Below are 1,193 nucleotides of genomic sequence, written 5' to 3' on the forward strand. Positions count from 1 at the left end.
CTGCAGCACGTCGCCGGTCTCGGGATCGATGCGCAGCAGGTCGCCCTCCTCGCCTTCCCAGGTGGCGTGCCAGAGCTCGCCATCGACCCAGGTGACGCCCGTGACGACGCGCTTCGACTCGATGGTGCGGATCACCTTGCCCGTTTCAGGATCGATCTGATGGATCTTGTGTGCCCTGTATTCGCCGACCCAGAGCGAACCTTCGGCCCAGGCCATGCCTGAATCGCCGCCATTGCCGGGGGCCGGGATGGTGGCGACGACCTTGCCAGTCTTGGGGTCGACCTTGTGGATGCGGTCCTCGGCAATCTGGTAGAGGTGCTCGCCGTCGAAGGCGGTCCCGGCATGCGAGGCGACGTCGATCGATCGCACGATCTTGCCGCTCTCCGGGTCAAGCGCCTTCAGCTTATCGCCGGTGGCGAACCAGACATTCTTGCCGTCGTAGGTGACGCCATTGACGCGCTCGGCGTCCGGAAAGGGTCCATATTCGCGCAGGATCTCGGCAGCGGCTCGTTTCATTTTCGATCTCCATCTGAACAATGGCCGGGAGACTAGTCGCTCGGCAGCGGACCCGGGAGTAACAACACAGTCGGGAATCCGGTCATCGGCGGCATCATCCAGCGGCGCGCCCTGCCGCGGCCGACCGCCTGCACCTTGCTTGCCGTCGAAAGCTCTTCCAGAGCCCGCTGCACGGTGCGCGCGCTGGCGCCGAGCGCGATCGCCAGCGCCGAGCTCGACCAAGACTCGCCGTCGGCGAGGAAGGCGAGCACAGCGCCGTGCTCCTCCTCGACAGGCGGCGCCAGCACCGCGACCTCGGCGGCGTTCAGCGGCGTGAGGGCGAAGCCGGCCGCCGTCGCGTTGATTTCGGCCAGCGCGCCCAATTCGGCGCGCAGCCGGCCCATCTCGACCCTGAGCCGCGCACGATGCGATTCATCGGCGTGCCTGGCCCTGAAGGCGCGTCTCAGCAGTACCTCCCGCGAAGCATCGGCCGGCCAGGCTTCGGCCAGCGTGCGCGCCAGCGCGAACAGCACCGGCCGCGTCGCCAGCGAGACCACCGTATCGGCCTTGCGCACGACGTTGCGGCAGGCGTCGACTATGAGCGCCCCGGATGCCAGCAGCATCTCGACCTCATCAAGCAACAGCGCTTTCTCCGCGCCTCGCGCGACGAGCCGCGCCACGGGCGCATTCATCACCAG

1 protein-coding gene and 1 pseudogene are annotated in these 1,193 nt (G+C 67.6%); both read right to left on the reverse strand.

What is annotated here, in order from left to right:
- Positions 1-516 (reverse strand): PQQ-binding-like beta-propeller repeat protein (locus EOA29_RS37105; protein WP_127222436.1); only part of this gene is annotated, 516 nt, incomplete at its 3' end.
- Positions 517-548: 32 nt separating this feature from the next.
- Positions 549-1,193 (reverse strand): annotated as a pseudogene (locus EOA29_RS37110) (helix-turn-helix domain-containing protein); the annotation flags it as partial.

The sequence above is a fragment of the Mesorhizobium sp. M1E.F.Ca.ET.063.01.1.1 genome (assembly GCF_003998155.1).
Lineage (GTDB): Bacteria > Pseudomonadota > Alphaproteobacteria > Rhizobiales > Rhizobiaceae > Mesorhizobium.